This window comes from Rhizobium sp. SEMIA 4085 (assembly GCF_013004495.1).
GTDB lineage: Bacteria > Pseudomonadota > Alphaproteobacteria > Rhizobiales > Rhizobiaceae > Rhizobium > Rhizobium gallicum.
Genome location: NZ_JABEPH010000414.1, coordinates 1 through 4764, shown reverse-complemented (window position 1 = coordinate 4764; position 4764 = coordinate 1). Strand labels below are relative to the sequence as shown.

The window sequence follows — 4764 nt, the reverse complement described above, 5'->3', positions numbered from 1 at the left end:
CCCCTCCCGTAAAGGTTCTGTCCGCCGAACAACGACGGCGCCCCCGATACGTGAGACCAAACGATGCATAGACTCATCGGGGTGCAGATTCCGCCCAAGCGAGGCATCGCATTCATCATTCACATCAGCCTTCCGTCATCTTTCCGGATTAGGCCGACAGCCGTTAAAAGACGCTTTCCGAACCGACCGAGCCTGCGTTCCTTGCGTTTCACGGGGATGATCGGAAAGCCCATAAAATGCCAGGCGAATGCCGTGCCCAGGCCTGTCGTTACCGGAGAACCGGCCTTGCCGCCTGTGACAACCCACGCGAAAATCCCCGCCGCCATGGCGACGATGACGAGGTCGATGCGGCTCGGCCGATTGTTCTGCGCGGATCTGTCTCCCATAAACTCAACTTAACGTAGCATTTCCTGGAGTAAAATTGAAACGTACGGCGTGGTTTACGAATTGCTTATGGTGCGTTGCGATATCTCGCATTCGGACGTGCCCGCAGGCGTGGACGGGATTTTGTCGAGCCTCTCTTGCTTGTTGGCCCGCCCAACGGTAGATCCGGCGGGCCAAGCCGTCACTTCAACCTCAGGAAGTTCATGTCCGACATCAGAAAGACCATCGTCGTTGCCGTGGCCGAGAATGGCGTCATCGGACGCGACGGCGACATGCCCTGGCGGCTTTCGACCGATCTCAAGCGCTTCAAGGCAATGACGCTCGGCAAGCCGCTCGTGGTCGGGCGCAAGACATATGAGAGTTTTGGCAAGCCGCTGCCCGGGCGCCCGCATGTGGTGATTTCCCGGCACGCTACGATCGAGCAATCGGATGTGACAATGGCGCGTTCTTTTCCCGAGGCGATCGGGATTGCCGAAAGGCTGGCGCGCGAGACTGGCCAGATCGAGATCATCATCGCCGGCGGCGGAGAAATCTATGCGCAAGCAATGGCGCTTGCAGACCGGATGTGCGTCACGCATGTGCAAACCCATGTTGCGGGCGACACGTCCTTCCCTTCGATCGACCCTGCCGCCTGGATGGTGATTGAAGAAATCGATGTACCGGCAGGAGAAAAGGACAATTATCCGACGCGCTTCGTCGTCTATGAGCGCCGCAGCGCCTGAAAACGAAATATTTATCGATAAATATCGCCAAGTTCTTCATGCCGCGTTGAAAGCAGCTGCGGCGATACCTATAACGGTCACAATCGCTTAAAGCCTGCCGCCCCCGCGGGCACGATGCGATTGGGAGTTTAACGAACAACGAGGTTTTGATGCCCTGGAGCAATCAGAATGGCGGCGGCGGCCCATGGGGCGGCGGCGGCGGTAATAATCAGGGACCGTGGGGGCAGGGGCCGAACCGCCCGCGCGGCGGCCGGGGCGGGCCGCCCGATCTGGAAGATATCATCCGGCGCGGCCAGGATCAGCTCCGCAACATCGTACCCGGCGGTTTCAACGGCGGCGTGGCAGTGATTATTGCGGCCGTTCTTGTCGTCTTCTGGCTTTTCCAATGCATCTACATCGTCCAGCCGGACGAGCGTGGTGTCGAGCTTCGCTTTGGCCAGCCGAAGGAAGAGATTTCGACGCCGGGGCTGCATTTCCACCTCTGGCCGATGGAAACCGTCGAGATCGTCAAGGTGACGGTGCAGCAGCAGAATATTGGCTCGACGTCGGCCTCGTCTTCGACAGGTCTCATGCTGTCGGGCGACCAGAACATCCTGAACGTCGAGTTCTCGGTCTTCTTCACCGTGATCGATCCCAAGGCCTATCTCTTCAACGTCGAAAACCCGGCCGAAACGTTGCAGCAGGTGGCTGAAAGCGCGATGCGCGAAATCATTGGCCGGCGCCCGGCGCAGGATGCCTTCCGCAACAACCGCCAGCCGATCGAAACGGAGGTTGCCGCCATCGTGCAGGGCACGATGGACCGTTACAATGCGGGCATGGCGGTAACCGCGGTCACCATTCAGGACGTGGCGCCGCCGCGCGATGTCGCCGATGCCTTCGAAGAGGTGCAGCGCGCCGAACAAGACAAGCAACGCCTCGTCGAAGAAGCGAACCAGTATGCCAACCAGAAACTCGGCCAGGCACGCGGCGACGCGGCCCAGATTCGCGAAGCAGCGGCTGCCTACAAGGATCGTGTCGTCAAGGAAGCGGACGGTGAGGCGCAGCGATTCACTGCCATCAACGAAGAATATTCGAAGGCTCCCGAAGTGACCCGCAAGCGGCTGTTCCTCGAGACGATGGAACAGGTGCTGAAGAATTCCAAGAAGGTCGTGATCGATGAGAAGCAGGGGATCGTTCCCTACCTGCCGCTCAACGAGATCGGCAAACCGGCACAGCAGGGAGGTTGAGCCATGACATCGAACAGACTTCCCGTAATCATCATCCTGCTCGCCGTTGTGCTTGTCATCGCTTATTCCTCGGTCTTCGTGGTCAATGCGCGCGAGCAGGCAATCGTCGTACGCTTCGGCCAGATCCAGTCGGTGAAGACGGAGCCGGGCATCTACTTCAAGCTGCCTCTCGCCTTCATGGATGCCGATCGCGTCCAGATCGTCGAGAAGCAGGCGCTGCGCTTCGACCTTGACAATATTCGCGTCCAGGTTCGCGGCGGTTCGACGTTCGACGTCGATGCTTTCGTGATCTACGACATCAAGGACGTGCGCAAGTTCCGCGAAACGGTGTCGGGCGACCGCGAGGCCGCCGAAGCGCGACTTCGCACACAGCTCGATTCGTCGCTCCGCCGTGTCTACGGTCTGCGCGACTTTGATGCCGCCCTTTCGGACGAGCGCGTGGCCATGATGCTCGAAGTGCGCGATGACCTGCATGGCGACGCCGAAAATCTCGGCATCAATATCCAGGACGTGCGTATTCGCCGGACAGACCTGACCCAGCAGGTGGCGCCGCAGACTTATGGCCGCATGCGGGCCGAGCGCCTCGCCGAGGCCGAGCTGCTGCGCGCGCAAGGCACCGAAGAAGGCCAGCGGCGCCGGGCTATCGCCGATCGCCAGGTGGTCGAGATCACGGCGGAAGCCCAGCGCGATGCGGAAATCATCCGCGGTCAGGGCGATGCCGCGCGCAACCGCATCTTCGCAGACTCCTTCGGCAAGGATCCGTCGTTCTTTGAGTTCTACCGCTCGATGGCGGCCTATTCCTCCGCGCTGTCGTCCCAGGATACGACGCTGGTGCTGTCGCCGAATACGGAATTCTTCCGGTATTTCGACAATTCCAACGGCACGACGCCCCCGGCTTCACCTCAAGCCCCGGCACCTGCGATCCCATCAAACTGACGCATCCGGATGCAGGATTTCCTGACAGGAATCGCATTCTTTCTCATCATCGAGGGGCTGGTCTACGCACTGGCCCCTCGTTTTCTTGTCGAGATGGCCCGGCTGCTTCCAACGGTTCCGGAGCGCCAGCTACGCATCTTCGGACTTGGCGCCGTCGTGCTCGGTGTCGCGCTTGTCTGGTTCGTCAGACGCTGACGCAGATTGCACGGGATTTCGCGAAAAGGTGATTTCACGCTCCATCATTCCGCCCTATGTTGATGGTCAGACTGCCGCTTTGACCCCATAAGAGGAAGCTTGATGGCCCCCACGACACGCCCGACCTTCAGACGATCGCTCGCTCTCCTGGCCGGTGTTGCACTTCTGGCAAATATCGGTCTTACCGGCGCTGCTGAAGCGCAGAGCACGCCTCTGTTGAATGGTCCGGCCTCTGTTGCCGATCTTGCTGAAGGGCTTCTCGATGCAGTGGTGAACATCTCCACCTCGCAGAACGTCAAGGGCGATGAAGGTGCCGGCCCGGCGCCGCGCGCACCGGACGGCTCGCCGTTCCAGGAATTCTTCAACGACTTCTTCAATAAGCAGCAGGGCGGCCAGGGCGGCAACCACAATGTCAGCTCGCTCGGCTCCGGCTTCGTCATCGATCCATCGGGTTATATCGTCACCAACAACCACGTGATCGAGGGCGCAGACGACATCGAGGTGAATTTCGCCAATGGCACCAAGCTGAAAGCCAAGCTCATCGGAACGGACACAAAGACTGATCTTTCGGTACTGAAGGTCGAACCGAGGACGCCGCTGACGGCCGTGAAGTTTGGTGATTCCAGCGACATGCGCATCGGCGACTGGGTCATGGCGATCGGCAATCCGTTTGGTTTCGGCGGGTCGGTGACCGTCGGCATCATTTCCGGCCGTGGCCGCAATATCAACGCAGGCCCGTACGACAACTTCATCCAGACCGATGCGGCGATCAACAAGGGCAATTCCGGCGGTCCGCTCTTCAACATGAAGGGCGAGGTGATCGGTATCAACACGGCGATCATTTCGCCAAGCGGCGGCTCGATCGGTATCGGCTTTTCGGTGCCTTCGGAGCTTGCTGCAGGCGTGGTCAACCAGCTTCGCGAATTCGGAGAAACGCGCCGCGGCTGGCTCGGCGTGCGCATCCAGCCGGTCACCGACGACGTGGCCGACAGCCTGGGTCTCGATACCGCCAAGGGTGCGCTCGTAGCCGGTGTCATCAAGGGCGGGCCGGTCGACAACGGTTCGATCAAGGCGGGCGACGTCATCCTGAAATTCGACGGCAAGCCGGTCAATGAGATGCGCGACCTACCGCGTGTCGTGGCCGAAAGTCCAGTCGGCAAGGAAGTGGATGTCGTGGTGCTGCGTGACGGCAAGGAGCAGACTGTCAAGGTGACGCTCGGTCGTCTGGAGGACAGCGATCAGGCCGCTTCCAACGACGCTGATACCTCTCCGGATGGTGTGATCAATCCTGCTCCGGAGGA

General features: G+C 60.3%; 6 protein-coding genes. 5 read left to right on the top strand and 1 reads right to left on the bottom strand.

The window, feature by feature from the left end:
• Nucleotides 1–119 precede the first annotated feature (119 nt).
• Nucleotides 120–386, bottom strand: coding sequence for a hypothetical protein (locus C9413_RS27940; RefSeq protein WP_052451547.1), 267 nt, complete (start codon nucleotides 384–386; stop codon nucleotides 120–122).
• A gap of 201 nt (nucleotides 387–587) precedes the next feature.
• On the opposite strand from C9413_RS27940, the gene C9413_RS27935 reads away from it, so the two are divergent.
• The 5 genes from C9413_RS27935 to C9413_RS27915 form a co-directional block, all read left to right on the top strand.
• The gene (locus C9413_RS27935) at nucleotides 588–1106 is read left to right on the top strand and encodes a dihydrofolate reductase (protein WP_039845308.1); all 519 of its coding nucleotides are present in this window, start codon (nucleotides 588–590) and stop codon (nucleotides 1104–1106) included.
• Nucleotides 1107–1255: 149 nt separating this feature from the next.
• On the top strand, nucleotides 1256–2332 hold the full coding sequence (gene hflK, locus C9413_RS27930; RefSeq protein ID WP_039845307.1) for an FtsH protease activity modulator HflK: 1077 nt from the start codon (nucleotides 1256–1258) through the stop codon (nucleotides 2330–2332).
• 3 nt (nucleotides 2333–2335) lie between these two features.
• Nucleotides 2336–3268, top strand: coding sequence for a protease modulator HflC (locus C9413_RS27925; RefSeq protein ID WP_039845306.1), 933 nt, complete (start codon nucleotides 2336–2338; stop codon nucleotides 3266–3268).
• Nucleotides 3269–3277: 9 nt separating this feature from the next.
• On the top strand, nucleotides 3278–3463 hold the full coding sequence (locus C9413_RS27920) for a DUF2065 domain-containing protein (protein WP_039845305.1): 186 nt from the start codon (nucleotides 3278–3280) through the stop codon (nucleotides 3461–3463).
• A gap of 102 nt (nucleotides 3464–3565) precedes the next feature.
• Nucleotides 3566–4764 (top strand): Do family serine endopeptidase (locus C9413_RS27915; protein WP_170251203.1); only part of this gene is annotated, 1199 nt, incomplete at its 3' end.